Raw genomic sequence first — 25,419 nt, forward strand, 5'->3', positions numbered from 1 at the left:
TTAAAGTGTACATATAATAATTGAAAATGATTATCATTTAGATGAGGTGACCAATAGATGAAAGCACTAATTGCATTTGCGAGTATGTCTGGCAATACGGAAGATATGGCAGCGATCTTAAAACAAACGCTTGAAGGAAAAGGGATAGAGACAGAGATGATGGAATTTGACGACACAAGTGCAGAAGATCTTTCTTCATACGATTATGTCATGATCGGCTCTTACACATGGGGTGACGGTGATTTACCTTATGAAGCTGAAGATTTTTATGAAGAGGTCTCATCCCTTGAACTTTCTCACATCAAAGCGGCGGTATTTGGATCAGGCGATTACAGTTATCCGAAGTTTTGCGAGGCTGTTCATACCTTTCATGACATGCTGAAATCGACAGGTGCATCCGTATTTCCTGAAACATTGAAAATGGAACTTGCGCCAGATACAGATGAAGATGTGGCGTGCTGTGAGGAGTTTGCAACGAGCTTTTTAACGTGGGCATCATTGTCTGAGAAAAGAGTTGAAAATCATGTTTCATAAAGGTGCGACAGCTGTTGCTGCGTCTAAAAGTGGCGGCTACTTTGTTGCTGTCAAACGAGAAGGTATTTTTCATTACAGTGTGGAGGGCGGATGGCAGCAGCTTTTTAAGCTTAAGCATAAAATCCACGCTATCAGTTATATTGGTCCGTATTTGTTCGGTGTTGGTGAAAATGGAACTGTCATACGATCAGGAGATGAGGGCCACACATGGGCGCTATCATCTTTTCCGACAAATGCAGTTGTTTGGTCTATTACAGGACGCAAAGATGGGTTTGTATGCGCACATGGAAAGCATAGTATTTATGTGTCAACCGATTTCGGAATTTCCTGGGAAATTATGAAGCCATTTGCTCATGTAAATCAGCCCCCTGTGATTCGCTCATTATGTGTAGCCGGTGATTATCTTTATATTGGAACACAGATTCATGAGGTGCATGGAGGAATATGGGTGTATGACTTGCAAAGTGAACAGATTTTTCTCCTAAACAGAGAAGAGCACCGAATGACTGCTTCTATGTTGCTTTGCGGGGAACACCTCCTTGTCTGTGCGATGGGCTCTAAAAAAGGGAAAAGAGGATCTGTTCAAATTTTAGACTTACATACAAATATGCTGCATGATATTCAATCACAAGCTTTTGCGCGAGAGGAATCATTTTTGGATGTGTCAGAGGATAACGGCATTGTGTACGTGACCACCTCACAGGACGAGCATGGATTTTCTAAGGTGTATCAGCTTGATATAGAGCAAAAAGAGCTCAAGTGGTTTGATACGATCAAAGGGCATGGTTTTCGTGTCGCCAATCAAAAGGAGAATTTTTTCTGTGCGGGTTTATATGAAAGTAAGTTTGTCAGGCCTTATGAGGAACCTGCACTGATTCATTAATAAGGAGGAAGAAAAAGTGACGAAAAAAGTTTTATTGGTGTATGCCACAATGTCAGGAAATACAGAAGCAATGGCTGATTTAATCGAAAAAGGATTAAAGGAAGCTGGGGCTAGCGTGGATCGGCATGAAGCGATGGATATTGATGCTGAACTTCTTCATGATTACTCGCACATTCTGTTAGGTGCATATACTTGGGGAGATGGTGATCTTCCAGATGATTTTATTGATCTATATGAGGAAATGGAAGAGCTTGATTTGACGGGTAAAGCATTTGCTGTATTCGGTTCTGGAGATACATCTTATGAACATTTTTGCGGAGCTGTGGATTTAATTGAAGAAAAAGTGAAGGAACTGGGCGGTGATATCGTCCTGCCATCCATCAAAATTGAGCTGAATCCAGAAGGAAACGAGGAAGAGGAATTGATTTCTTTTGGTAGACAATTTGTTCATCTTCACCAGCAAGAAGCGGGATAAAGAGGCCCGCTCGTTTTATTTGCCAAGGCGCAGACGATTCTTTCACTTGTCATTAAAACTCTCCTTTGGTACAGTAATGAAGTATAAATTAAGAGGAGGACATACATACATGAAACAAATGGACGCTAATGAAATTATTTCATTTATTCAAAATAGTACAAAATCAACACCTGTGAAAGTCTACATTAAAGGGGACTTAGAAGGTATTGAATTTGGTGAACATGCAAAAACATTTATCACAGGTAACACTGGTGTTGTCTTCGGTGAGTGGAGCGAAATTCAAGAAGCTCTAGCATCAAACAAAGACAAAATTGAAGATGTTGTCGTGGAAAATGACCGTCGTAACTCTGCGATTCCTATGTTGGATTTGAAAAACATCAAAGCACGTATTGAGCCAGGTGCAATCATTCGTGATCAAGTGGAAATTGGCGATAATGCAGTCATCATGATGGGTGCTTCTATTAATATCGGTTCAGTCATCGGTGAAGGTACGATGATTGATATGAACGTTGTTCTTGGCGGCCGTGCGACAGTAGGTAAGAACTGTCATATCGGTGCGGGATCTGTTCTTGCAGGTGTCATTGAGCCGCCTTCTGCTAAGCCAGTTGTAGTAGAAGATGATGTTGTCATTGGTGCAAACGCTGTTGTTTTAGAAGGTGTGACAATTGGAAAAGGTGCAGTTGTAGCAGCTGGAGCGATCGTTGTGAACGATGTCGAGCCTTACACGGTTGTAGCAGGTACACCTGCAAAGAAAATCAAAGACATTGATGAAAAAACAAAAGGTAAAACTGAAATCAAACAAGAACTGCGTCAGCTTTAATTGACACAATTCGCAGCTGAAGACATAGACGTGGATGATATATCCACGTCTTATTCGTATAGAGGAAAGGAAGCGAGTTCACTTGTTAAATCGTGAGCAATTAATATCCATTCGAAGAGATTTGCACCAAATTCCTGAGCTTGGTTTTAAGGAATTTAAAACACAAGCTTACCTCATCAAGCATCTCGAATCGTACCCAACAGATCGAATCGAGATGGAAACATGGCGGACTGGACTTTTTGTGAAAGTAAAAGGGACAAATCCTACGCGCGTCTTTGCGTATCGTGCAGATATGGACGGATTATCTATCCCTGAAGAAACGGGCTATCCATTTCAATCGGTACATGAAGGCCACATGCATGCATGTGGACATGATCTTCATATGACCATTGCTCTTGGTATCATTGATCATTTCGTGCATCAGCCAATCAAAGAAGATCTGCTATTTATTTTCCAACCGGCAGAAGAAGGGCCAGGCGGAGCTGAACCAATGCTTACAAGTGATGTTCTAAAAAAGTGGACGCCAGACTTTATTACAGCGCTGCATATTGCACCTGAATATCCAGTCGGCACGATTGCAACAAAGCCGGGCCTATTATTTGCTAATACGAGTGAGCTTGTGATCGATCTTGAAGGAAAAGGCGGGCATGCCGCATACCCTCATTTAGCAAATGATATGGTGGTGGCTGCAAGTGCACTAGTAGGGCAGCTGCAATCGGTGATTTCACGAAATGTGGACCCTCTTGATAGTGCCGTCATTACAGTTGGCACGATTACAGGTGGCACTGCTCAAAATATCATTGCGCAGCATGCAAAGCTTGATGGAACCATTCGCACGCTCTCGCCAGAGTCTATGGAAAAGGTGAGAAAACGAATTGAAGCACTTGCAAAGGGAATTGAAATTGGCTATGAATGCAAGGTGACAGTTCGATACCCTTCATCTTATTACGAAGTGGACAATTCAAAGGATTTGACAGAAGAATTTATGTCATATGTAGCCGAAGAAGGTCTTGCGAACGTCATTGAATGCAGAGAAGCGATGACAGGAGAAGATTTCGGCTACATGCTGAAAAAATACCCTGGGTTCATGTTTTGGCTAGGGGTAGATTCAGAATATGGTCTGCACCATGCAAAACTCACGCCTGACGAAAATGCGATTGAAACAGCTGTGAACGTCATGACGGCTTATTTTAAAAAGCAAGCAGGTGAATGAATAATCAAATGGTCTCCTGTACACCTTATGAACAGGAGGTGTTCTTGATTATGACAAGAATTGGTGTAGAACCATCTTTATCCGATGTAGAAGAGCTTTTGAAGCAAAAAGGGTATGATGTCGTACGTATTCAAAATGAACAGCAAATGGATCAGTGTGACTGCTATGTGGTCACAGGACTAGATTCAAATGTTCTTGGCATTTCAGACACAACGACAAAGGCATCTGTCATTACAGCGTCAGGTATGACGGCTGATGAAATTTGTCAAGAAGTAGAACAGCGTGTTCAATAAAACTAACAAAAAAGAACCAGGATATTATGATCCTGGTTCTTTTTGCTCTTTGGCTAGATCGAGTGCTTCTTTCATTTTTTTGCGCAGAATTCGTTCGACACGCCACTGCTCCATCGTTTCAGTTTTTGCAATGATACGAAGGACGAGGGATGAAGAGCCAAATGATTCCACTCCAACGACTTGAGGACCTTCGATGATTTGCGGCATGCTCTCACGAACTTCATCACAGGCTGCTTGCAAAGTGGTGATCATCTGATCCACATTTTCATCTGGGGATAATTCGATATCAACGAGTGCCTGCATCGTCCCTCGTGAATGATTGCTTACATTCAGTATACTTCGGTTCGGAATGAAATGAAGAGTGCCATCAAAGCTTCGAAGCTGTGTTGTTCTCAGTCCAATTTGTTCAACGATCCCATCGAAACCAGCAACCGTTATATACTCGCCGACATCAAATTGTTTTTCCAGCAGTATGAAGAAGCCTGTCACAATATCACTCACTAATCCCTGAGCCCCAAATCCAATGGCAAGTCCTACAACACCTGCGCCAGCCAATAAGGCGGTTGGGTTATAGTGAAATAAGTCGAGGATCATCACAACTAGAATAAAAATCAGCAAGTAGGCGAAAATATTTAAGGTAAGACTTTGCAGCGTTTGAGCTCGTGATAAAGAGACATCGTGCTTCTCAGAGAATGCTGAATAGGCACGCTTAATCATCTTGTTTCCAATCGCTCTGATGATAAAATAAATCACAAAAATAGCAATGAGTTTTAGAAAAATCATACTGATATTCATGATGATGGAAACCCAATCTACTTGTTCAAGTGCTTTCATGATCTTCAAAACCTTTCTATGTATGTGCGAAATGAGAAGCTAATCATTTGTTCCCTTATGCAAGTCATGTTAAACTTTTAATAGTTGGAGCGAGAGATTGTGACAAATCGTTAATTAAATTTATTATTAATTAATATTGACTAAAAATCGCTTAAGTATTATAATTATATTTGTGAAGTTATTAACTAAATGAGAATTCAACCTATTGATTCTCATTTTATATACAGCTAAGAAGTCTGTATAAAGATATTATTTTTGGAGGGATTTACATATGGCAGAGCGTTTTGTAGGAAAACAAGCTCCACGTTTTGAAATGGAAGCAGTACTTGCTAATAAGGAATTTGGTAAAGTGAGTTTAGAGGAAAACATCAAGAATGACAAATGGACAGTTCTTTTCTTCTATCCAATGGATTTCACTTTTGTTTGTCCAACTGAAATTACAGCAATGAGCGATCGTTATGATGAGTTTGAAGATTTAGATGCAGAAATCATTGGTGTATCTACTGATACAATCCATACGCATCTTGCTTGGATCAACACAGATCGTAAAGACAATGGTCTTGGTGAATTAAAATATCCACTAGCTGCTGACACAAACCACACAGTATCTAGAGAATACGGTGTTTTAATTGAAGAAGAAGGAATTGCACTTCGTGGTCTATTCATCATTAACCCAGAAGGCGAACTTCAATATCAAACAGTATTCCACAACAATATCGGTCGTGATGTAGATGAGACACTACGTGTTCTTCAAGCATTACAAACTGGTGGACTTTGCCCAGCGAACTGGAAACCTGGTCAAAAAACACTTTAATTGATAGTTGAAGAAACAGTCTAACGGGTGTTAGACCTTCAGATTGTTGACAAAGGGCTAAAATGAACTTGATTTTAGCCCTTTGTCTTCTTTTCAGCGTGATAGAAAACCTTTGAAGTCTAGGAAGAACGAGTACTGGCGCGAAGCGAATGTGACATTCCGTGAGCACCAGCACGCAGGACCGAAAAAGAATGAGAGGGTTTGTCTACATGCTGGGGTCTAACTGATGTTAGACTTTTTTGTTTCGAGACATACAATGGATGGAGGCGCTTCAAAATGAAATTACGTCAACCAATGCCAGAACTAACTGGTGCAAAAGAATGGTTAAATGGAGAAGTAACAAGAGAAGAATTAATTGGTGATAAACCAACATTGATCCACTTCTGGTCAGTTAGCTGTCACCTTTGCAAAGAGGCGATGCCGCAAGTGAACCAATTCCGTGATGAATACAAGGATCAACTAAACGTGATCGCAGTTCATATGCCACGTTCAGAGGATGACCTAGATCTAGAAAAAATCAAAGAGGTTGCAAATGAGCATGAAATCACACAGCCAATCTTTGTAGACAGCGACCATAAATTAACAGAAGCATTTGAGAACGAATATGTACCAGCTTACTATGTATTCGATAAAACAGGTGCTTTACGCCACTTCCAAGCTGGCGGAAGCGGTATGAAAATGCTTGAAAAACGTGTCAATCGAGTTCTTTCTGAGTCTGAAAAGGCTGCAGAATAGGCTTTCCCCCCATGAATGGGGGTTTTTTCATGGGGAAAAATAGGAGACATATTGCACTGGATGAATATGATTGTAGGTGGAATGCCTAAGAAAAGAGAAAATGAGGGATTTCATAAAAAAAATTCCCTAAAATAAAAAGGTATTATGACCTATTTACATTTTTATTTTGAAATGAAAATGTAAAGATTTTAACTTTTTACTATTCAGAACGTTTTTGCACAAAAGAAATTTCAGTTTGGTAAATAACTATATAAATCAAGTAGTATAAGCATTTATTCAAAATTTTTACAATATTTTAAAGGTGGTCAAAAGCCTATAGTGGCAATGAAATGGGTGCCGATTTTTCTTCTTTGGCAAAATTTTAGTTGGAAATACCTATCTGATAGCAAACTGTAAAATGATAAAAAAATAGTTGATAAAATTAGTTTTCTAATCTAATATTTACTATAGAATATTTTTTATATGATGAGGGGGAAATCCATTGTTTAATGAGAGGGAAGCGTTACGTTTACGATTGGAACAATTAAATGAAGCAGAAGTAAAGGTCATCCGTGAATATCAAATTGAACGAGATGCGATTTACGCAAAACTAAGAGAATTAGACCGTCAAGGTACAGGTCTCGTCACAGATACAAAAAAAGAAGTACGTACAGAGAGAAAAACAGATTCACTGCCTGTATTAGCTGAGCTGGCTGCACAAGAAATGAGAAGCTACAATCAGCCTGCGCAAACGCAGTCAAACGTTACATCATCTTTAGGAACAGGTCAGCTAAATGGTGCACCTGTAGGTATTCCTGAAGGATCTACAAGACGCAGAAGAGGCACAGCTAGACCTGGATCAAAGGCAGCTAAGCTTCGTGAAGCTGCAATCAAAACATTAAAGCGTCATAATGCGGCGATTAAAAGCTCTGAACTTCAAAAAGAGATTGAAAAAGAGAGCGGTCTTGAAATTCCAAATATGACAACGTTTATGCAAAGCTTAATTAAAATGTACCCAGAAGTGAAGAAACCTTATCGCGGACAGTATATTTTAGAAGGCGACATTCAAACAGAAGACGAATAAATAAAAAAGAAACTGCTGGGCGTAAATGCCAGCAGTTTTTTCTTGCGTACGTGATGAATGAATCACTTTTTTTGATCAACTGTATAGACAATCTTTCGTTCTTTGGGCATGTTGTCGCGCTGTTTTTTAAATCCATCGATCTTCACTGTCATGACCTCTCCACTCCGCTGCACCGCATCAACTTTTGCCTGGAGCGTTTCTACTTGTTCGTTTAGTTTCTTCAAAATCGGTCCTATTTCTTCGGTTGTTTGTAAAATAGGGTCTTGTGAGAACGGCTCGGCATTTGTTTGGGCTGACTGGTCGATATCAGCAAAATGAGAAGCGATCCATTCCTCGCTTTCGGCCAACTGTTTTTGGTAGCTCGTGAGCGTTTCATAAAAAATGGCTTCTTTTGCTTTTTCGATTTGCAGTAATTTTTCTTGTGTTTCATAAAAACGCTCCTGTAGATGCCGGACGCCTTCTTGTAATAAATGAAGCTCTGCGTTTTTATCGCCTAGAGTTTGCTGCAGTTTTTCAATCACAGTGGATAAAGTATTTCCTTTTTTTCCCTCTTTTGCAAGCTGTTTACCTTGGTCTAGTAATCGCTCCTGTAGTTGCTGAGACATTTCCTTATATTTTACAACCTTCAAATGCAATCGGTGCTTTTCCTCTGTTTCTTTTCGTCTATGATAGGTTTCCTTTTGCAGCATTTCATGAAGAAGGACGATTTTATGTAATAATTCCGATTTGCTATAAGAGAGATCTTGTATTTTAGATGATGCTTCGTCTTGGTCAATGGTCATTTCATCCAATTGTTGTTTTAATTGAGTGAAATCCTTTTTCATCTCATGATATTCTTGAGATAGCTTCTTGTTTTTAGCATAGGTATACGTGGACTGTAAATCTGAAATTATCTGTTGATATTTGGCCGTTTCAGCTTTTAAAAATAGATTTTCTTGAGACAGATCATGGAATAGGGGAGAAGCATGGCGCCGGTTCATAGGTAGACCCTCCTTATTCATGTTATCAATAAAGTATGCGAAATGAGTGCGATTAGAACAACCATATCAAAGAGGATGAGATGATGAGAATAGTGAATGTGATACTAGCCGGAGGTGCTTCTAGGCGTTTTGGAGAGCCAAAGGCAAGTCATGTCTATCAGGGGAAACCACTATATGAACATGTGAAAGAGCAACTTTTGAAAGGGGAAACCGTCATCATCAGTCACCCGAAGCTTCTGCCTTTTTTCAAAGCAAGAGGGGAACAAGCTGTTTGGTTAGATGATGAACAGGTGCGTGGGTATGGCCCGCTTGCAGGTATATATACCGCTATGCAAAAGCAAGAAGCAGAGTGGTATTTAGTGACGGCATGTGATATGCCATTCATACGAAAAGAGACAGCCGTCGCTTTATCTTCTTATTGCCATAAGCATGTAGATGCTGTGGTTCCGATGGTGCAGGGAAGATTACAGCCGTTATTTGCGCTTTATCACCGCCGCAGTCTTCCGTTTATTTCTGCGTGTTTAAAAGAGAATCAATTAGCTATCAAAGACTTATTACAAAAACTTCACGTCCAGGTTGTTCCAGCCGACGAACTGAACGTGGCACCAAATGAATTTCATAATATCAACAAAAGAAGCGATTTACCTGAAAACGGTATGATATGATACATAAAAACGAGAAGGAGAGAACAATATTGAACGAGCGATATTCAAGGCAAATCTTGTTCCCTCCGGTAGGCGAAAAAGGGCAGTCTGCGCTTGCCGAAAGTCATGTCCTTATTGTTGGAGCTGGTGCACTTGGAACAGCATCTGCTGAAGGGCTTGTCCGATCTGGAATTGGTACTTTGACGATTGTAGATCGTGATTATGTCGAATTCTCAAATTTACAGCGGCAGCAGCTGTACACTGAACACGATGCAAAGATGCATGTGCCAAAAGCGGCAGCGGCGAAAAAACGTCTCCAAGAGATCAACCATGAAGTGACCATACACGCTCTTATTGAAGATGCAGGAGTAGAGCTGTTAAGACCTTTATTCCGAAAAGCAAATATCGTCATTGATGCGACTGATAATTTTGAGACAAGAATGGTGATGAATGACTTATCTTTAGAAACAAATACGCCTTGGATTTACGGTGCCTGTGTGAGCAGTCAGGGAATGTATATGACCATTTTGCCGGGCAAAACACCTTGCTTATCATGTGTATTTACCTCAGTGCCTGTTGGGGGTTTGACATGTGATACAGCTGGTATTATTTCTCCTGCTGTCCAAATGGTGTCGGCTTATCAGCAAACAGAGGCATTAAAATATTTAACAGGGCATGAAGAGCAAATGGAGCGAAAGTTTGTCACGTTTGATTTGTGGCAGTCGTCTTCGTTTAAAATGGATGTATCTCGTACGAAGCAGGAGAGCTGTCCATCTTGCGGCATAAATAGAACGTATCCATATTTAGATGAACAGCGAAAAAAAACAGCGATTCTTTGCGGGCGTGACACCATTCAGATCATATCGAAGGATTTAGAAAACCTTTCATTTCAGCATGTAAAAGAGCGTCTGTCCTCTATTTGTGAGGTGGAAGTGAACGATTTTTTAATTCATATACGCTATGAAAGACACCGTATCGTTTGTTTTAAAGGAGGACGTGTATTAATCCATGGGACAAATGATGAAAGAGTAGCCAATTCATTACTAGCAAGACTGCTAGGCATATAGGAGTGAGAAGTGATGGAAAGACGACAGCCAATTCCAGTAGAAGAGGCAGTAAAGAAAGTCCACCAATTTCAAAAACATGGACAAGTCGAATGGGTTCCTTTAAAGAACAGCCTTGGAAGATGGATTGCAGAGGATATTTTAGCAGATCACGATGTTCCTGCCTTTGATCGTTCTCCGTATGATGGTTTTGCACTTCGAGCAGAAGATACAAAGGAAGCATCGAGCGAGCATCCGGTTGAATTTGAGGTCATTGATCATATAGGGGCAGGTATTGTTTCTGCAAAAACGATCGGTCCTTTTCAAGCGATTCGCATCATGACAGGAGCGAAGATTCCAAAAGGAGCAAATGTTGTGATCATGCTCGAATTGACGAAAACGTTTGAAAAAGACGGTAAATCAATGATGTCACTTAAAAGACGGCTGAAAAAGGGGGACAATATTTCTCGGCAAGGAGAAGAGACCCTCAAAGGGAACGTCATGATCAAAAAAGGCTCAAAAGTTACCCCAGGCGTGACGGCGATATTGGCAACGTTCGGGTATGCGGTTGTGCCAGTCGTCAAAAAACCGGTGATCGGTATCATCTCAACAGGTACCGAGCTCCTACAAGTAAGTGATGCCATGGTGGACGGTAAAATTAGAAATAGTAACCTAAGCATGGTATACGCTCAGGTTCTTGAAGCTGGAGGAGAACCGCTTGATTTAGGCGGTGTATCCGATGATTTTGATCAAAGCTATGAAGCCGTAAAAGCAGCCTTAAGCAAAGTTGATATGCTCATCACAACAGGTGGTGTATCGGTAGGTGATTTTGACTTTTTACCTGCTATTTATGAAAAACTAGGTGCAGAGGTGTTGTTTAATAAAGTCGCCATGAGACCTGGAAGTGTGACGACCGTTGCTGCGTTGTCAAATGGTCAATTGCTTTATGGGCTGTCAGGAAATCCGGCTGCCTGTTTTGTTGGCTTTGAACTATTTGTCAAACCGATCATTTATAAATGGTGTTTGAAAGAAAATCCATTTCCCGTTTTTGCTGAGGCGAAGCTGACACATGATTTTCCAAAAGCCAATCCATTCACACGATTTGTTAGAGCATCACTTGATTTCGCTGGCAGCCAGCTGAGTGTGACGCCAACCGGTCTTGATAAATCTAGTGCGGTGACATCTATTGCTCATGCTGATTGTTTCATTGTTTTGCCTGGAGGAACAAGAGGGTTTAGTGCAGGTGACCAGGTCAGCGTTCTGCTATTTCACCACGAAGGCGGTGCTCCATGTTGGATGACAAATTAAACATTCTACAAGTCGTGGGCTATCAAAATAGTGGTAAAACGACGCTGATCGAAAAATTATGTCAGCTGGCGGATGAAGAAGAAATGCAGCTAGGCTGCTTCAAACATCACGGACATGGCGGAAAGCCAGACCGTCTGTTCAAACAAAAAGATACGGATCGATATGTTCAAGCGGGTGCATTTGCCGCAGGTGTGGAGGGAGAAGGTGAATGTCACTTTTTCATACGGCACATGACATTCACACAACTAATCAACATGTGTCAGCATCTTCCTTTAGATGCCGTCTTGATCGAAGGATACAAACAGGCGCCTTATCGCAAAATCCTGTGTGTCAAAGACGAACAGGAACTCATTGATCTTTCAACACTTTCTCATATACAAGCAGCCATTTATTTCAATAAAGAAATACAATTCACTGAGAAATACCCGTTTCCTGTGTTTTCAGCATTTGACAAGCACGGGATCACATTTGCTTTTAATTTATTGAAGGGGGAAGCCTCGTATGAATGAACTTTTTAAGATCACAAAAGAGCCGATTGATGTGAATGAATTGATTCAGCATGTCACAAGACGCAAAGCGGGAGCCATTACGACATTCATAGGCACGGTAAGAGAATGGACAAATGGCAAAAAAACGCTGCGTTTAACATATGAAGCATACATACCAATGGCGGAAAATATGTTGAGTCAAATTGGACAAGAAATTAAAAAACGCTGGCCCGATACAGAAGCTGCTATTGTGCATCGTATTGGCACTCTTGAGATATGTGACATTGCAGTGGCAATAGCTGTTTCATCACCTCATCGGAAAGCTGCATACGAAGCCAATGAATATGCGATTGAACGAATAAAGGAAATAGTTCCTATATGGAAAAAGGAATACTGGGAAGATGGAGAGGCTTGGATAGGTGATCAGCTTGAAACCGTTTCATACCCGGAAGGAAAACCTAGTACTCTCCAACTTAACGAGAAAGAAGGGAAGCGGCATGATTAGCGTATTATTGTTCGCCGGCCTTGCTGAGAAGGCCGGTAAACAACAAATCATCATTCAAAAAGATCAAACAACGGTTGATGAGATTAAAATAGAATTACAGGAGGTATATGGTGTTGATACTGCACAAAACGTGATGGTTGCAGTCAACGAAATATATACGAGGGGAAATGCTGAAGTGCTTAGCGGGGACACTGTTGCACTCATTCCTCCTGTAAGTGGTGGATAATAGATATTAGAGGATTTGGTTATGGCCAACGGCTGTAACCAATTTTTTTATGTGTGAAAAGTTTGGAGAGGTACTTGGGTATGATCTTCGTAAATAAAACATCCCCGGCGTGCTTTAGAAATGTGAGGATCGAGCTGTTGAATGAGATCATACAATTCGCTGATTCGTCTCACATTGAAATCTGTTTGAGCTTGAAGCTGTTCTTTTAGTTCTTTTGTGCTCACGATGCTTCCCTTTTTTTCTTTAATAATATCTACACACCTTGCTGCGTAGTATATTTTGTCATTAGAAGGTCTGCTCTCTTTCATATCAAGTAATTTGAGCTCATGATAAATCAGTTCTCTTTCCTTTCTAAAGTATTGCCATGCTTCTTGTTCCTTTTCATAAAGTAAAATCAATTGCATTTTCAATTTTTCTCTTAACATTCACTTGACTCCATTTCCACTATCATTTAACCTACCTCTATTTTACATTATATGAAAAAATAACATTTGATCAAGTAAAATCCTTTTATTTTTATTTTTTTAATATGAAAGTATTGATACTAAAGGCTCATCTGTTCTATAAAAGGCGCTAAACATAGTCCTATAAAGCCGGGATTCATTGAAATTACTAGGAATATTTTAACAAAAAATTGTTGTGTCTAACTGAGACCATCTGAATCCAAAGGAAAAGGATATTTATTCCGAAAGACATGTTGTTTACTTCATAAACTGTTTTTCAGTCAGTAAAATCATGATTTTTTCATAAGAATATGGTCGGATCAAGGTATCATTTGAAGGATGTCGTTCATGAAAATAGAATAATAGATTCAATCCTATCACTATGAAAATAAGAAAATCAAATGATCTATCACTTATTGGCAATCTTTTGATAAAATAGAAACAACAAGAGTATGAAAAAACGTTTCGATACTTACAGCACATGGAGAGGATGACATTTGATGAAAGAAACAACGCCAAAACCCACAATGATTGGAGTAAGCACAAGACCATCAGAGCATTTAAAAAGAGTGTGGGAGCAGCCATTCGTTTGGTGGCCTTTATCATGTGTGCTTGTATTAACAGTTGTTGTCACTTATTTGTCTCAGCTAGTGAATGAAGGATTGTGGGCAGATTTAATTTTACCAATCCCTTTCGTTTATGTGATCACGCTTATTGGTCTGGTCATTGGGATTGTCATTAATACTGCCGTATACAAGTTCATCGTCTTTTTAGCAAAAGGTGATGCAACATTTCATCAGCTGTTTTCAGGTGTACTGTATATCACACCTATTACGATCATTGGTACGATTATTTCTCATTTGGCGATCATTTTTTTTCATGTGCCAAAAGATATCACGGTTACCTCATTAAACGCATTCATTCGAATGTCTGGTCCATGGCATGCCGTGTTAGCCAATATCGATCTTTTTGTGATCTGGAATCTTGTTTTAACAGGCTTTTTATTGATCAAAGTCGGCCGCATTTCGCCAAGAATATCTTGGATTATTGTGAGTGTCTTTTATGTATTATCTTTAATTTTTCAATATGTAGGAACCACAATCACCATCAACATGCAGTAAGCTGGGGGTAGAATGTTTTTATGAGAAAGAAAATCATTATCGGATCCATTATCATTATTGTGATTGGTCTATTCATTGGATTTAATATTGCAAAAAACCAATCAAAGCCTGCCTCTACGGCATCATTTAAAACAGTCCAACTTGCATCAAAAGAAATAACTTCTACGGTGATGACGCCTGGAACACTTTCATTCTCGGAGGAGCAATTCATTTATACAGAAGAAGAGAAGGGAAGCCTGAATCATATCGCTGTGAAAGAAGGAGAAAAGGTGAAAGTTGGAACACCGCTCCTTACATATGAAAATAAGGAACTGGAGCTTGAAGAACAGCAGCAAGCACTTGCGGCTGAATCAAGTACACTAAAGCTTGAACAATTACAAAATAGACTCAATACATTAGATGAAAATCAGGGGAAAAAGGCGGGCTCTGATTCGAAAAACGAGCGAGATCAGCTTGAACTCGAACTCAAAGCCGCTGAATTAGAGCAAAAACAAGCGGAGCTTAACCAAGAAAAAGTAAAGGCACAAATAGAAGATTTAACGATACATAGCAAAATTGAAGGAACAGTCATCTCCATCGAGCAAGATGCTGGCGCAGGGAAGCTAGAAGAGAGGCAGCCGGTGATCCATATTGGCAATGAGAAAAAAATGATCGTACGAGGCTTAATCACTGAGTATGATGCTATGAAAGTCAAAAAGAAACAAAAAGTAAAGGTAACGTCTGATGTCATTCGCGGAAAGAGTTGGCAAGGAGTGGTGAAAAAAGTGGGCACTGTGCCTGCCCAGTCAACAGCAGAAACAGCTGCTAGTGATCAAACCGTACAATATCCAGTCGAAATTGAAATAAAAGGGAAAAAGCCGGATGCAAAACCAGGCTTTAAAATGATCATGGAAATTGAAACGGACAAGCGTCAAGTGCTCACAATTCCTGAAACAGCTGTGAAAAAAGAGAAAGATGGATCATACGTTTATGTTGTTGAAAAGAATGCACTGAAGAAAGTAAAAGTGACATTAGGTGAAACGTCAGGTCAAGATCTTGAAGTGACGAAAGGTTTAACAAAAGAAGATCAAATCATTGCAGAGCCATCAGATGACATGTATGACGGAATGGAAGTGAATGCTGAATGATTCAGCTTTCAAACGTGACAAAAAGCTACGAAGTTGCTGAGGAGACATTTGATGTATTAAGTGATGTGAACCTCGTCATTGGTAAAGGCGAGTATATGTCCATTATGGGCCCGTCCGGTTCTGGAAAATCAACGTTAATGAATATCATTGGCTGTTTGGACCACCCGACCTCCGGACAGTACCATTTTCAAGGTATGGAGCTGTCGGCAGCAAAGGATCAAGATCTCGCAGTGATTCGAAATCGATCCATTGGTTTTGTTTTTCAACAATTTTATTTACTGCCTAGATTAAATGCGAGGCGAAATGTTGAACTTCCGATGATTTACGCTGGTATCAGTCAAAAGGAAAGAAAAGAACGTGCGGAAATGGCACTTGAAAAGGTTGGTTTGGCAGATCGAATGAAGCATATGCCAAACGAGTTGTCAGGGGGTCAAAAGCAAAGAGTAGCCATCGCACGTGCGATTGTCAATGAGCCGAAGCTCATCTTGGCAGATGAACCAACAGGCGCTCTTGATTCAAAAACGAGCGGTTCGATTATGGAACAGTTTACAAAGCTCAATGAGGAAGGAACAACGGTTGTGCTCGTTACTCATGAAGAAGAAATAGCTGCGTATACAAACCGGATAGTCGTTGTAAGAGATGGACGCCTCGTTCAAGATAGATTGATACAAGGAGACGCAATGAATGAAACTCTTTGAAAATATCAAAATAGCGCTGAATTCTGTCCTAGCTCATAAATTGCGTTCTATTTTAACAATGCTTGGCATTATTATTGGGGTTGGATCAGTGATTGCAGTCGTTGCCATCGGTCAAGGCGGAGAGCAAATGCTGAAAGAATCAATTTCAGGGCCAAACAATACCATTGATATGACCTATACACCCTCTGATGAGGAGTTAAATGCGAATCCGAATGCGTTATTTGAAGCCACATTTACTGAAGAAGACATTCAAAGTGTTCAAGCATTGAATGGGGTTAAACAGGTTGCCTCCTCCACGGCACAAGGCATGCAATTAAGATTCCAAGATACAACAATAGATGCAACGGTCAATGGAATTAATGAAGGCTACACGAATGTACATTCATTACATATAGCAGAAGGACAGGACTTACGTGAAATCGATTTTAGGAGCGGAAGAAGGGCAGCTGTTATTTCAGAAGGGATACAAAAAGAATTGTTTAATGGAGAGAAGGCAGTAGGCGAGTTGATTTGGATGAATGGACAGCCGGTTGAGGTGATCGGAGTTTTAGCAAAACAGGAAGGTCTGTTCTCATTTGATATGAATGAAATATATGTCCCTTTTGCAATGCTGACAACTGCATTCGGTGTGAAAGAATATGATAAGTTGTCTATTCAAGTTGCACATGCTGATCAAATGAAAGAAGTGGGAAAGAGTGCGGCTGCACGCTTAAATGAAAACCATCATACAGAAGATGCTTACGAAATGATCAATCTGGAAGAGATTGCAGCAGGCATTGGTCAGATTACGTCTGTCATGACAACAATCATTGGCTCAATTGCTGGTATCTCATTACTTGTCGGCGGCATTGGTGTCATGAATATTATGCTCGTATCTGTCACAGAAAGAACAAGAGAAATCGGAATTCGAAAGGCACTTGGGGCAACTAGGGCTCAAATACTCGTTCAGTTTTTAATTGAGTCTGTCGTCCTTACACTGATCGGTGGGTTACTTGGAATTGCGCTTGGCTTCGGAGGTGCTTCACTTGTGTCACTGTTTGCAGGGTGGCCTTCTCTTGTATCGTGGCAAATCGTATGTGGAGGCGTCCTATTTAGTATGCTCATTGGTATTATTTTTGGACTGATTCCTGCCAATAAAGCAGCGAGGCTCGATCCGATTGAATCACTTAGATATGAATAATCCTAAAGTTAACGTTCAAGGTGCTGACAAGAAGGTAGAACGAGATATATTGCCTGCTGCTCCGCACCTGAAGCTTTTATGCAAAACGCATAAAGGCTTTTTTTCGTTCAATTGAATGAAATGAAAAATGATAGAAATGCTAATATCATGACTTTCTTCTCAATGTCACATATTTTTCAGTTTACAAATGGTACATATAAAGGTAAGATGACCATTGTGAAAGATTTTGATAGTTATTGAATGTATTTGATTGTTTTGTATTGATAATGTTGAAAAAAGCGATTACAATAAAGGTGCGCGCAAAATGAATACGTTTTCAAAAGGGGGTGTTTTCAATGCTAACACCAGAAAGACATCAACTCATTATCGACTATTTAGAAGAAAACGATGTCATCAAAATACAGGACTTAACGATTATGATGGATGCGTCTGAATCTACAATTAGAAGAGATTTGTCAGCCCTCGAAGAAAAAGGCTTTCTTAAAAGAGTTCACGGAGGAGCAGCTAAAATATCTAGTATTCGTCTTGAACCAGATGTGTTTGAGAAATCTGCCAAAAACCTTCATGAAAAGTCATTGATTGCAGAGGCAGCTGCATCACTTATAAAACAAGGCGATTGTATTTACTTAGATGCTGGTACGACAACACAGCAAATGATTGACTTTATCGATCCAGATCAAGACATCGTTGTGGTGACAAATGGTGTCATGCACATTGAAGCACTCATGAGAAAAGGCATTTCTTTTTACCTGATAGGCGGATCAGTGAAACATCGAACAGGAGCCATGGTGGGAGCCGCAGCTTTGACAGCTATGGAAAATTACCGTTTTGACAAAAGCTTTGTTGGGACGAACGGCATTCATCCCGAGGCAGGGTTTACAACACCTGATCCAGAAGAAGCACTCATTAAAAAAAGAGCCATGAAGCAGGCGAAAAAAACCTACATCTTAACAGATGCCTCAAAGTTTGGCGAAATATCGTTTTCAACCTTTGCTAGTTTACAGGAAGCCACCATTATCACAAACGACGCAAAAGAGGATTCATTCGATAATTACCATGAAAAAACGGTTATAAAGGTAGTGAAAACATGATTTATACAGTTACTTTAAACCCATCAGTTGATTACATCGTACACGTGGAGGATTTTGCGGTCGGCGGTTTAAATCGTTCAACCTATGACAAAAAATATCCAGGTGGTAAAGGAATCAATGTCTCAAGGCTTTTAAAACGGCACGGTGTTGAATCAAAAGCACTTGGATTCATTGGCGGTTTTACAGGCAAATATATTCAAGACTTTTTACAAAACGAACAATTACAAACAGCCTTTCATGAGGTGTCAGAAGATACACGTATCAATGTGAAACTAAAAACAGGCGAAGAAACAGAAATCAACGGGCTCGGTCCAAGTATTACTGAAGCACAGTTCGATTCGTTTTTATCCCAATTCACTTCATTAACAGAAGGCGATGTCGTTGTATTAGCAGGTAGCATTCCTTCTTCACTGCCTCATAACACATATGAGCGCATTGCTGAGGTATGTGCGAAGCAAGGGGTAAGAGTAGTACTTGATATTTCTGGAGAAGCCTTAAAAAAAGCAGCAGATCTGCAACCATTCTTAATGAAACCAAACCATCATGAGTTAGGTGAAATGTTTGAAACCAGTATTTCATCTGCAGAAGAAGCCATTCCTTATGGGAAAAAGCTGTTGGAACAAGGTGCTGAACATGTCATTGTATCTATGGCTGGAGACGGCGCTCTCTTATTCAGTAAGGAAGGGATCTTTCAATCTAATGTTCCAAAAGGCAAGCTGATCAACTCAGTTGGTGCAGGGGATTCAGTCGTTGCAGGATTCTTAGCTGGCGTTTCTAAAGGCCTTTCCATAGAAGAATCATTTAAGCTTGGCGTCACATCAGGAAGTGCTACAGCATTTTCTGAGGAACTTGGAACAAAAGAGCTTGTCGATACATTATTGCCACAAGTAAAAGTCACACGCATTTAAAGGAGGAGTCATCATGAAAATTACAGAACTACTCACGAAGCATACGATTAAGCTTCAATTAGACAGCCAGCAAAAAGAAGCCGTTATTGAAGAACTGGTCACTGTATTAGATACAGCTGGTAAATTAAATGATAAAGAAGGCTACAAAGCAGCTGTTGTTAATCGTGAAAAACAAAGCTCTACGGGAATTGGAGAAGGAATTGCGATTCCTCATGCGAAAACAGCAAGTGTGAAAGAACCTGCCATTGCATTTGGTCGTTCAACAGCTGGTGTAGATTATGAATCATTAGACGGACAGCCAAGTCATCTTGTCTTTATGATTGCAGCAACTGAAGGCGCAAACAACACGCATTTAGAAGCACTTTCTCGTTTATCCACACTTCTCATGCGTGAAGAGATCCGAAAGCAGCTTCTTGAAGCGGCTACTGAAGATGAAATCATTGAAATTATCAATACACATGATAAAGACGATGAAGAAGAAGAGGAAGTCAAAGAGGAACCGGCTGCACCGGGAAAACCTGCTAAAATTTTAGCGGTGACAGCTTGTCCAACAGGTATCGCGCATACATTTATGGCCGCAGATGCTTTGAAAGAAAAAGCAAAAGAAATGGGCGTTGACATTAAAGTTGAGACAAACGGCTCTAGTGGAATTAAACATGCCCTGACAGCAAAAGAAATTGAAGAAGCGCCAGCTATTATTGTGGCAGCTGATAAACAAGTTGAAATGGAACGCTTTAAAGGCAAACATGTCATTGAAGTACCTGTGACAGCTGGAATTCGCCGTCCGCAAGAATTGATCGAAAAAGCCATCAATCAAGATGCGCCGATTTATAAAGGTTCAGGCGGCAGTTCTTCAAAAGATGAAAATGAATCGTCAGGTAAGGGAAGAAGTGGATTCTATAAGCACTTAATGAGCGGTGTAAGCAACATGCTTCCGTTTGTTGTTGGGGGCGGTATCCTCGTTGCGATTTCATTCTTCTGGGGAATTAACTCAGCTGACCCTAAAGATCCTTCTTTCAATTCATTTGCAGCTGTATTAAAAGGAATTGGCGGAGATAATGCACTTGCCTTAATCGTTGCTGTATTAGCTGGATTTATCGCAATGAGTATTGCAGACCGTCCAGGTTTCGCACCAGGTATGGTTGGCGGATTCATGGCCTCAGCAGCAGGTGCTGGATTCTTAGGCGGATTGATTGCTGGTTTCCTTGCTGGTTACATCGTGGTGCTGCTCAAAAAAGTATTCACTTTTGTACCACAGTCGCTCGATGGTATTAAACCAGTTCTGCTCTATCCATTGTTCGGTATTTTCTTTACAGGGATTATCATGCATTACATCGTCAACACGCCTGTTAAAATGGTCATGGACGGATTAACACACTGGCTTGAATCACTTGGTACTGGAAACCTTGTACTAATGGGGATTATTTTAGCTGGTATGATGGCCATTGATATGGGTGGTCCGATTAACAAAGCGGCCTACACATTTGGTCTTGCGATGATTGCTGCTGGCAACTATGCACCGCATGCTGCGATTATGGCAGGTGGAATGGTGCCGCCGCTAGGAATTGCCCTAGCGACAACGATCTTTAGAAACAAATTCTCTAAACGTGACCGCGAAGCAGGTATTACATGTTACTTCATGGGAGCTGCGTTCATTACGGAAGGGGCGATCCCGTTTGCAGCGGCAGATCCTCTGCGCGTCATTCCTTCAGCTGTGATTGGTGCAGCAGTTGCAGGTGGATTAACAGAATTCTTTAGAGTGACGCTTCCTGCACCGCACGGCGGACTATTCGTTTTCTGGGTAACAAACCATCCAGTTCTTTACATCATCAGCATCTTAATCGGTGCCATTGTTACAGCGCTACTTCTCGGAATTCTAAAAAAACCAGTCCGACAAGAAGCTTAATTTGAAAAGAAGCATCGTGAAGAGCGGTGCTTCTTTTTGTTTAATCATTAGCAAATTAGGAAAAAATATCTAATTGAATGGTTGTCTTGTGAATTTTTAAATGACATGTGATAAAGTAAAGTTATTCAATTCACGTTTCAAGTCTTTTAGCAGAAAGTCTTAGGAGGAAGCAGTATTTTGAACGAAGAAAACAAACAAAACGAAAATGACATTCAATCTGATGAGAAACAAGCCAAAAAAGAGAAGAAAAGTTCTCTGTTTGAATGGATCAAAGCCATTTTAATTGCACTTGCCCTCGTCCTCATCATCCGTACGTTTATTTTTGAGCCGTATGTGGTGGAAGGAGAGTCAATGGAACCAACCCTTCATGATGGAGAAAAGCTGTTTGTTAACAAAACCATCAACTATCTCGGTGGAGTCAAACGTGGTGACATCGTGATTATTAATGGAAAAGACGGTCAGAAAATACATTATGTCAAACGATTGATCGGCCTTCCAGGCGACACGATTGAAATGAAGGATGATACGCTTTACATTAATGGTAAAAAAGTAGATGAGCCTTATTTAAAAGAGAACAAGGCACATGCCAAAGAGTATGAGGTACATTTAACAGGAGATTTTGGTCCAGTGAAAGTACCGAAAAACGATTACTTTGTTATGGGTGACAACAGACTGAATTCTATGGACAGTCGAAATGGACTCGGACTCATTGAAAAGGATCGGATTGTCGGCACATCAGAATTTGTTTTCTTCCCATTTGGCGATATTCGACAAACACAATAAATACACCTTTCTCAATTGCGTAAGAAAGGTGCTTGATTGGACGACCCTTCATGTAGGGTCGTTTTTAATTTGGTGTGAGCATCGTGACAATGATGACAATGGCCAAAACAGAAGCGAAAACGGACCCGGTAATCGCCAAAACAGAACGGAATAATCCAATTTTCACATTGTCTTTTCCGCGCTTTTGTAAAAAGCGTTTTGAAAAGATGTGGACCAGTGTGTAAATGAGGACAAGCCCAATATAAAGGCCAAAGTCTCTTGCATTAAAGCCTGTCGCCGATAAATAAATGCCCATAAAGAAAATCAATAAACAGTATTCCATGAGTGTGAGTAATCTCAAATCGCCCGAACTCCTTCAATAAAAACATTCCCACTTATTATACCATATTGGACAAAAAGCCTTTGTTCTTAGCGAGAGACGTTTCTATCAATCGTTATTCATGTTATACTTCATATTGATGAATGAGTGATGGAGGATTAATAAATGATTGCAGTGAATAATGTTAGTTTGCGATTTGCTGATCGTAAATTATTTGAAGAAGTAAATATTAAGTTCACTCCTGGCAACTGCTACGGACTAATTGGTGCCAATGGAGCTGGTAAATCAACGTTCTTAAAGATTCTTTCTGGAGAAATTGAGGCTCAAACGGGCGATGTTCATATGAGTCCAGGTGAACGTTTAGCGATTTTAAAACAGAACCACTTTGAATACGAAGAGTTTGAAGTGTTAAAAGTCGTCATCATGGGTCACAAACGTCTATATGATGTGATGCAGGAAAAAGATGCGATTTATATGAAACCTGATTTCTCAGATGAAGACGGGATTCGTGCAGCAGAGCTTGAAGGTGAGTTTGCTGAGTTAAACGGATGGGAAGCGGAAAGTGAAGCTGCGATCCTATTAAAAGGTCTTGGCATTCCAGAGAGCTTGCAATCGAAGAAAATGTCTGAGCTTGGCGGATCTGAAAAGGTAAAAGTGCTTTTAGCACAAGCTTTATTCGGTAAGCCTGACGTTCTACTTCTCGATGAGCCAACGAACCACTTGGACTTACAAGCCATTCAGTGGTTAGAAGAGTTCCTCATTAACTTTGAAAATACCGTCATCGTCGTATCGCATGATCGTCATTTCTTAAACAAAGTATGTACGCATATTGCAGACCTTGACTTTGGAAAAATTCAAGTGTATGTCGGAAACTATGATTTCTGGTATGAATCAAGCCAGCTGGCATTAAAACTCAGCCAGGATGCCAACAAGAAAAAAGAAGAACAAATTAAGCAGCTTCAAGAATTCGTTGCTCGGTTCAGTGCGAACGCATCTAAATCGAAGCAAGCGACATCAAGAAAGAAATTGCTTGATAAGATTTCGCTAGATGACATTAAACCATCTTCTCGTAAATATCCTTATGTTCATTTTGCGCCAGAGCGTGAAATCGGAAATGATGTCCTTCAAGTAGAAGGTCTATCAAAAACGATTGACGGTGTAAAAGTACTGGATAACGTCAGCTTTATTATGAATCGTGAGGATAAAATTGCGTTCTTAAGCCGTAATGAACTTGCTGTCTCTACTTTATTTAAAATCCTTGCTGGTGAAATGGAGCCAGACAGCGGGACATTTAAATGGGGCGTGACAACATCTCAAGCATTCTTCCCTAAAGACAACAGTGAATATTTTGAAGGAAGCGATTTAGATCTTGTTGATTGGCTTCGTCAATATTCTCCTAATGATCAAAGTGAAAGCTTCCTGCGTGGTTTCTTAGGCCGTATGCTTTTCTCTGGGGAAGAAGTGAAGAAAAAAGCAAGCGTCTTATCAGGTGGAGAAAAGGTTCGTTGTATGTTATCAAAAATGATGCTGTCTGGAGCGAATATTTTGCTGTTAGACGAGCCGACGAACCATTTAGACCTAGAGTCCATCACAGCGCTGAATAACGGTCTAATGAGCTTTAAAGGGGCTATGCTCTTCTCATCTCATGACCATCAGTTTGTTGAAACAGTTGCAAACCGGATTATCGAAGTGACGCCAAACGGCATCGTTGATAAACAAACAACTTATGATGAGTTCTTATCAGATCAAGAGATTCAAAAAAGACTACAAGAACTGTATGCATAAACATAAAGAAAAGCCACCGATAAGGGTGGCTTTTTTCATTCTTCAAATAAATTTTCATAAACATCATTAAATAAATGAACTTGAGCTGTCCGATTAATCCAAATCGTAATATTATGAAATTTTGCAGTGTTATCTGATGAAGGATTCACCTTTACATAAGGATTATGACCATAAGCAACTATTTGTTTATTATGTTTTTTATAATTATCTTTCATGTATTCTATTAACTTTCCATATCCTTCATAGACATTGACACTGACACATGGAATATGCCGAAATCCTCCTGCATCAATATCCTTAACAGTAGTTTTTTCTAAAATAAAAGAATAATAAGTTTTGCCGTTTTTATCTTTCTTTTCTATATATTTCTTTATTATTCCTTCTATACAAATAGGATGCTCCGGCTCTGTGTTATTTCTAAAATACTTAGATAAATCTAGAAGGCTCATATTATCAGGACCAAAATAAAATTTATCCCAATTAACCGTCCTGCCCTTATATTCTAGCCTTAAGTATTTCCTAATATCATCATTTTTTTCCATTTTAGAACGCAAGATCATGATATCTTTCATCCTGCTAAGATAAGGTGCCATTGTTCCACTATTTTTATAATTCTTACTCGCAGTAACACCTTTTCCTTTTGAATCAGCTGTTCTCACATCTTCCTCTTCTTCGGGAGGCTCTTCCATTGCTTGCTTAACAACTTGCATCCTTATAGCATATTGATCAGGTTTCTTTTTTTTCATAAAATCTTTCAAATTCATTGCTTTGCGTGCTAGAATTTCAATCTTTCCAAATGTATTGTATTCGCAATTCCTACCATGTTCGTTTCCTTGTTTCAAATAAAAATAAGGCAATATTGGAATTACCCGATTTTCTAACTGTCTCTTTCCTGATCTTCTGAATGTTAGTTCTGTATTACAATAAGGACAGATGAACTTTTCCCCATTCAATTCATGTTTATCAGCTTCGATATTCGTCATCATTTTTTTTGTTTTAATGTAAAGAGCTTTTTCTATTTTTACCCCCATATACTACTCCTTTTCTTTTTAAGTCTTATTATAACTTAAAAATCGTCAATATACATAAAAATTACCAGTAGACATGCTGATAGCTTCCATTGATTGAATTAGTGGTAGTAGTGAAAAACTTAAGGGATGTAGGAATATTGAAAGGCGGTTATCAAGTAGATTTCCTATA

The 25,419-nt window shown here is 39.9% G+C and carries 29 protein-coding genes; 24 read left to right on the plus strand and 5 right to left on the minus strand.

Annotated elements, in window-relative coordinates:
• The first annotated feature begins 57 nt into the window (after positions 1 to 57).
• From NST09_RS06945 to NST09_RS06970, 6 genes are all read left to right on the plus strand, one after another.
• Positions 58 to 534: a flavodoxin gene (locus NST09_RS06945; protein ID WP_017367153.1), complete on the plus strand. Its 477-nt coding sequence runs from the start codon at positions 58 to 60 to the stop codon at positions 532 to 534.
• Complete coding sequence (locus NST09_RS06950; RefSeq protein ID WP_008347991.1) at positions 524 to 1,417, plus strand: hypothetical protein; 894 nt, start codon at positions 524 to 526, stop codon at positions 1,415 to 1,417. Before NST09_RS06945 ends, NST09_RS06950 begins: the two co-directional genes overlap by 11 nt.
• A gap of 49 nt (positions 1,418 to 1,466) precedes the next feature.
• Entirely contained in the window at positions 1,467 to 1,892 is a 426-nt protein-coding gene (locus NST09_RS06955) for a flavodoxin (RefSeq protein ID WP_045034296.1), read from the plus strand.
• A gap of 109 nt (positions 1,893 to 2,001) precedes the next feature.
• Positions 2,002 to 2,712, plus strand: a complete 711-nt coding sequence (gene dapD, locus NST09_RS06960; RefSeq protein ID WP_008347987.1) for a 2,3,4,5-tetrahydropyridine-2,6-dicarboxylate N-acetyltransferase — start codon at positions 2,002 to 2,004, stop codon at positions 2,710 to 2,712.
• A 34-nt stretch (positions 2,713 to 2,746) separates the two neighbouring features.
• The gene (locus NST09_RS06965; protein WP_125588953.1) at positions 2,747 to 3,925 is read left to right on the plus strand and encodes an N-acetyldiaminopimelate deacetylase; all 1,179 of its coding nucleotides are present in this window, start codon (positions 2,747 to 2,749) and stop codon (positions 3,923 to 3,925) included.
• 50 nt (positions 3,926 to 3,975) lie between these two features.
• On the plus strand, positions 3,976 to 4,218 hold the full coding sequence (locus tag NST09_RS06970) for a YkuS family protein (RefSeq protein WP_003211408.1): 243 nt from the start codon (positions 3,976 to 3,978) through the stop codon (positions 4,216 to 4,218).
• A 24-nt stretch (positions 4,219 to 4,242) separates the two neighbouring features.
• Here NST09_RS06970 and NST09_RS06975 read toward each other — a convergent pair whose 3' ends face one another.
• Positions 4,243 to 5,052, minus strand: coding sequence for a mechanosensitive ion channel family protein (locus tag NST09_RS06975; RefSeq protein ID WP_039963326.1), 810 nt, complete (start codon positions 5,050 to 5,052; stop codon positions 4,243 to 4,245).
• A gap of 271 nt (positions 5,053 to 5,323) precedes the next feature.
• On the opposite strand from NST09_RS06975, the gene ahpA reads away from it, so the two are divergent.
• From ahpA to NST09_RS06990, 3 genes are all read left to right on the plus strand, one after another.
• The gene (gene ahpA / locus NST09_RS06980; RefSeq protein ID WP_007498654.1) at positions 5,324 to 5,866 is read left to right on the plus strand and encodes a biofilm-specific peroxidase AhpA; all 543 of its coding nucleotides are present in this window, start codon (positions 5,324 to 5,326) and stop codon (positions 5,864 to 5,866) included.
• Between the two features lie 276 nt (positions 5,867 to 6,142).
• Positions 6,143 to 6,601 carry a TlpA disulfide reductase family protein gene (locus tag NST09_RS06985; RefSeq protein ID WP_008345174.1) on the plus strand — a complete coding sequence of 153 codons (459 nt, stop codon included), beginning with the start codon at positions 6,143 to 6,145 and terminating at the stop codon, positions 6,599 to 6,601.
• A gap of 481 nt (positions 6,602 to 7,082) precedes the next feature.
• Positions 7,083 to 7,664, plus strand: coding sequence for a hypothetical protein (locus NST09_RS06990; RefSeq protein ID WP_007498648.1), 582 nt, complete (start codon positions 7,083 to 7,085; stop codon positions 7,662 to 7,664).
• A gap of 62 nt (positions 7,665 to 7,726) precedes the next feature.
• Here the strand turns inward: NST09_RS06990 and NST09_RS06995 are convergent, their stop codons facing one another.
• Positions 7,727 to 8,644, minus strand: coding sequence for a sigmaE regulated sporulation protein (locus NST09_RS06995; protein WP_342493471.1), 918 nt, complete (start codon positions 8,642 to 8,644; stop codon positions 7,727 to 7,729).
• A gap of 83 nt (positions 8,645 to 8,727) precedes the next feature.
• Here NST09_RS06995 and NST09_RS07000 point away from each other — a divergent pair, with 83 nt between their 5' ends.
• Genes NST09_RS07000 through moaD form a run of 6 tightly spaced genes read left to right on the plus strand, consistent with a single transcriptional unit; the run spans position 8,728 to position 12,858 of the window.
• On the plus strand, positions 8,728 to 9,309 hold the full coding sequence (locus NST09_RS07000; RefSeq protein ID WP_017359414.1) for a molybdenum cofactor guanylyltransferase: 582 nt from the start codon (positions 8,728 to 8,730) through the stop codon (positions 9,307 to 9,309).
• Positions 9,310 to 9,338: 29 nt separating this feature from the next.
• The gene (locus NST09_RS07005; protein WP_081114456.1) at positions 9,339 to 10,355 is read left to right on the plus strand and encodes a MoeB/ThiF family adenylyltransferase; all 1,017 of its coding nucleotides are present in this window, start codon (positions 9,339 to 9,341) and stop codon (positions 10,353 to 10,355) included.
• A gap of 9 nt (positions 10,356 to 10,364) precedes the next feature.
• Positions 10,365 to 11,639: a gephyrin-like molybdotransferase Glp gene (gene glp, locus NST09_RS07010; RefSeq protein WP_217815725.1), complete on the plus strand. Its 1,275-nt coding sequence runs from the start codon at positions 10,365 to 10,367 to the stop codon at positions 11,637 to 11,639.
• Complete coding sequence (gene mobB / locus NST09_RS07015; protein ID WP_342493472.1) at positions 11,621 to 12,148, plus strand: molybdopterin-guanine dinucleotide biosynthesis protein B; 528 nt, start codon at positions 11,621 to 11,623, stop codon at positions 12,146 to 12,148. The genes glp and mobB overlap by 19 nt, the downstream gene beginning before the upstream one ends.
• Positions 12,141 to 12,632: a molybdenum cofactor biosynthesis protein MoaE gene (locus NST09_RS07020; protein ID WP_008345161.1), complete on the plus strand. Its 492-nt coding sequence runs from the start codon at positions 12,141 to 12,143 to the stop codon at positions 12,630 to 12,632. Before mobB ends, NST09_RS07020 begins: the two co-directional genes overlap by 8 nt.
• Positions 12,625 to 12,858: a molybdopterin converting factor subunit 1 gene (gene moaD / locus NST09_RS07025; RefSeq protein WP_342493473.1), complete on the plus strand. Its 234-nt coding sequence runs from the start codon at positions 12,625 to 12,627 to the stop codon at positions 12,856 to 12,858. Before NST09_RS07020 ends, moaD begins: the two co-directional genes overlap by 8 nt.
• Positions 12,859 to 12,905: 47 nt before the next feature.
• On the opposite strand, the gene NST09_RS07030 is transcribed toward moaD, so the two are convergent.
• Positions 12,906 to 13,283, minus strand: a complete 378-nt coding sequence (locus tag NST09_RS07030; protein ID WP_017359410.1) for a hypothetical protein — start codon at positions 13,281 to 13,283, stop codon at positions 12,906 to 12,908.
• A gap of 518 nt (positions 13,284 to 13,801) precedes the next feature.
• Here NST09_RS07030 and NST09_RS07035 point away from each other — a divergent pair.
• The 8 genes from NST09_RS07035 (at position 13,802) to lepB (ending at position 22,115) form a co-directional block, all read left to right on the plus strand.
• On the plus strand, positions 13,802 to 14,422 hold the full coding sequence (locus NST09_RS07035; RefSeq protein ID WP_008345152.1) for a YIP1 family protein: 621 nt from the start codon (positions 13,802 to 13,804) through the stop codon (positions 14,420 to 14,422).
• Between the two features lie 20 nt (positions 14,423 to 14,442).
• Complete coding sequence (locus NST09_RS07040; RefSeq protein WP_007498628.1) at positions 14,443 to 15,549, plus strand: efflux RND transporter periplasmic adaptor subunit; 1,107 nt, start codon at positions 14,443 to 14,445, stop codon at positions 15,547 to 15,549.
• The gene (locus NST09_RS07045; protein WP_135226822.1) at positions 15,546 to 16,247 is read left to right on the plus strand and encodes an ABC transporter ATP-binding protein; all 702 of its coding nucleotides are present in this window, start codon (positions 15,546 to 15,548) and stop codon (positions 16,245 to 16,247) included. Before NST09_RS07040 ends, NST09_RS07045 begins: the two co-directional genes overlap by 4 nt.
• Positions 16,234 to 17,427, plus strand: a complete 1,194-nt coding sequence (locus tag NST09_RS07050; RefSeq protein WP_035392183.1) for an ABC transporter permease — start codon at positions 16,234 to 16,236, stop codon at positions 17,425 to 17,427. The genes NST09_RS07045 and NST09_RS07050 overlap by 14 nt, the downstream gene beginning before the upstream one ends.
• 335 nt (positions 17,428 to 17,762) lie before the next feature.
• Positions 17,763 to 18,518, plus strand: a complete 756-nt coding sequence (locus NST09_RS07055) for a DeoR/GlpR family DNA-binding transcription regulator (RefSeq protein WP_342493474.1) — start codon at positions 17,763 to 17,765, stop codon at positions 18,516 to 18,518.
• Positions 18,515 to 19,426 carry a 1-phosphofructokinase gene (gene pfkB / locus NST09_RS07060; protein ID WP_046527029.1) on the plus strand — a complete coding sequence of 304 codons (912 nt, stop codon included), beginning with the start codon at positions 18,515 to 18,517 and terminating at the stop codon, positions 19,424 to 19,426. Before NST09_RS07055 ends, pfkB begins: the two co-directional genes overlap by 4 nt.
• A 13-nt stretch (positions 19,427 to 19,439) precedes the next feature.
• Positions 19,440 to 21,332, plus strand: a complete 1,893-nt coding sequence (locus tag NST09_RS07065) for a PTS fructose transporter subunit IIABC (RefSeq protein ID WP_008345139.1) — start codon at positions 19,440 to 19,442, stop codon at positions 21,330 to 21,332.
• Between the two features lie 210 nt (positions 21,333 to 21,542).
• Positions 21,543 to 22,115 (plus strand): signal peptidase I, encoded by a 573-nt coding sequence (gene lepB / locus NST09_RS07070; protein ID WP_035392647.1) that lies wholly within the window; start codon positions 21,543 to 21,545, stop codon positions 22,113 to 22,115.
• Between the two features lie 64 nt (positions 22,116 to 22,179).
• Here lepB and NST09_RS07075 read toward each other — a convergent pair whose 3' ends face one another.
• Positions 22,180 to 22,455, minus strand: coding sequence for a hypothetical protein (locus NST09_RS07075; protein WP_008345136.1), 276 nt, complete (start codon positions 22,453 to 22,455; stop codon positions 22,180 to 22,182).
• A 144-nt stretch (positions 22,456 to 22,599) separates the two neighbouring features.
• Between NST09_RS07075 and NST09_RS07080 the strand changes: the two genes are divergently transcribed.
• The gene (locus NST09_RS07080) at positions 22,600 to 24,219 is read left to right on the plus strand and encodes an ATP-binding cassette domain-containing protein (RefSeq protein ID WP_007498620.1); all 1,620 of its coding nucleotides are present in this window, start codon (positions 22,600 to 22,602) and stop codon (positions 24,217 to 24,219) included.
• A gap of 35 nt (positions 24,220 to 24,254) precedes the next feature.
• On the opposite strand, the gene NST09_RS07085 is transcribed toward NST09_RS07080, so the two are convergent.
• On the minus strand, positions 24,255 to 25,250 hold the full coding sequence (locus tag NST09_RS07085; protein ID WP_048001599.1) for a hypothetical protein: 996 nt from the start codon (positions 25,248 to 25,250) through the stop codon (positions 24,255 to 24,257).
• Positions 25,251 to 25,419 lie beyond the last annotated feature (169 nt).

It is taken from the genome of Bacillus sp. FSL W7-1346 (assembly GCF_038593335.1).
In the GTDB taxonomy this organism is placed as follows: Bacteria; Bacillota; Bacilli; order Bacillales; family Bacillaceae; genus Bacillus; species Bacillus altitudinis.

What these genes read in the sequence shown, in the direction of transcription:
- NST09_RS06945 (WP_017367153.1), top strand. Translation starts at nt 58, where the DNA reads ATGAAAGCACTAATTGCATTTGCGAGTATGTCTGGCAATACGGAAGAT.
- NST09_RS06950 (WP_008347991.1), top strand. Translation starts at nt 524, where the DNA reads ATGTTTCATAAAGGTGCGACAGCTGTTGCTGCGTCTAAAAGTGGCGGC.
- NST09_RS06955 (WP_045034296.1), top strand. Translation starts at nt 1,467, where the DNA reads ATGTCAGGAAATACAGAAGCAATGGCTGATTTAATCGAAAAAGGATTA.
- dapD (WP_008347987.1), top strand. Translation starts at nt 2,002, where the DNA reads ATGAAACAAATGGACGCTAATGAAATTATTTCATTTATTCAAAATAGT.
- NST09_RS06965 (WP_125588953.1), top strand. Translation starts at nt 2,747, where the DNA reads ATGATATATCCACGTCTTATTCGTATAGAGGAAAGGAAGCGAGTTCAC.
- NST09_RS06970 (WP_003211408.1), top strand. Translation starts at nt 3,976, where the DNA reads ATGACAAGAATTGGTGTAGAACCATCTTTATCCGATGTAGAAGAGCTT.
- NST09_RS06975 (WP_039963326.1), bottom strand. Translation starts at nt 5,052, where the DNA reads ATGAAAGCACTTGAACAAGTAGATTGGGTTTCCATCATCATGAATATC.
- ahpA (WP_007498654.1), top strand. Translation starts at nt 5,324, where the DNA reads ATGGCAGAGCGTTTTGTAGGAAAACAAGCTCCACGTTTTGAAATGGAA.
- NST09_RS06985 (WP_008345174.1), top strand. Translation starts at nt 6,143, where the DNA reads ATGAAATTACGTCAACCAATGCCAGAACTAACTGGTGCAAAAGAATGG.
- NST09_RS06995 (WP_342493471.1), bottom strand. Translation starts at nt 8,644, where the DNA reads ATGAACCGGCGCCATGCTTCTCCCCTATTCCATGATCTGTCTCAAGAA.
- NST09_RS07000 (WP_017359414.1), top strand. Translation starts at nt 8,728, where the DNA reads ATGAGAATAGTGAATGTGATACTAGCCGGAGGTGCTTCTAGGCGTTTT.
- mobB (WP_342493472.1), top strand. Translation starts at nt 11,621, where the DNA reads ATGTTGGATGACAAATTAAACATTCTACAAGTCGTGGGCTATCAAAAT.
- NST09_RS07020 (WP_008345161.1), top strand. Translation starts at nt 12,141, where the DNA reads ATGAATGAACTTTTTAAGATCACAAAAGAGCCGATTGATGTGAATGAA.
- moaD (WP_342493473.1), top strand. Translation starts at nt 12,625, where the DNA reads ATGATTAGCGTATTATTGTTCGCCGGCCTTGCTGAGAAGGCCGGTAAA.
- NST09_RS07030 (WP_017359410.1), bottom strand. Translation starts at nt 13,283, where the DNA reads ATGTTAAGAGAAAAATTGAAAATGCAATTGATTTTACTTTATGAAAAG.
- NST09_RS07035 (WP_008345152.1), top strand. Translation starts at nt 13,802, where the DNA reads ATGAAAGAAACAACGCCAAAACCCACAATGATTGGAGTAAGCACAAGA.
- NST09_RS07040 (WP_007498628.1), top strand. Translation starts at nt 14,443, where the DNA reads ATGAGAAAGAAAATCATTATCGGATCCATTATCATTATTGTGATTGGT.
- NST09_RS07045 (WP_135226822.1), top strand. Translation starts at nt 15,546, where the DNA reads ATGATTCAGCTTTCAAACGTGACAAAAAGCTACGAAGTTGCTGAGGAG.
- NST09_RS07050 (WP_035392183.1), top strand. Translation starts at nt 16,234, where the DNA reads ATGAAACTCTTTGAAAATATCAAAATAGCGCTGAATTCTGTCCTAGCT.
- NST09_RS07055 (WP_342493474.1), top strand. Translation starts at nt 17,763, where the DNA reads ATGCTAACACCAGAAAGACATCAACTCATTATCGACTATTTAGAAGAA.
- pfkB (WP_046527029.1), top strand. Translation starts at nt 18,515, where the DNA reads ATGATTTATACAGTTACTTTAAACCCATCAGTTGATTACATCGTACAC.
- NST09_RS07065 (WP_008345139.1), top strand. Translation starts at nt 19,440, where the DNA reads ATGAAAATTACAGAACTACTCACGAAGCATACGATTAAGCTTCAATTA.
- NST09_RS07080 (WP_007498620.1), top strand. Translation starts at nt 22,600, where the DNA reads ATGATTGCAGTGAATAATGTTAGTTTGCGATTTGCTGATCGTAAATTA.
- NST09_RS07085 (WP_048001599.1), bottom strand. Translation starts at nt 25,250, where the DNA reads ATGGGGGTAAAAATAGAAAAAGCTCTTTACATTAAAACAAAAAAAATG.